The organism is Mesorhizobium sp. M1A.T.Ca.IN.004.03.1.1 (assembly GCF_003997555.1).
GTDB lineage: Bacteria > Pseudomonadota > Alphaproteobacteria > Rhizobiales > Rhizobiaceae > Mesorhizobium.
In genome coordinates, this window is the sequence record NZ_RZTV01001191.1 from 1 (window position 1) to 231 (window position 231).

The 231-nt window shown below is 65.8% G+C and carries 1 protein-coding gene; it reads right to left on the reverse strand.

From position 1 onward, the window contains the following. Nucleotides 1-231: alpha/beta hydrolase (locus EOD29_RS35455; RefSeq protein ID WP_164764129.1), on the reverse strand; the 231-nt coding region annotated here is incomplete at both ends.

A 231-nucleotide genomic window follows, 5' to 3' on the forward strand; every position in this document is an offset into this window, starting at 1 on the left:
GTTCGGCGCAGACGTCGTCATGGCTGTCCAACCCGCCGAGAATGAAGCCGCCGCCATGGGCATAGAGCACCATCGCGGCCTTGTCCGGTTCCGCGCTGCGGTAGATGCGGATCGGGATGCTGTTGGTCGGTGTGGGGATGGCGGTCGTTTCCGCCGTCACGCCTTGCGGGTAGCCGGCGAAGAACTCCCGGCACATCCGGTCGTAGATCGCCCGCTGCTCCGCTATCGTGT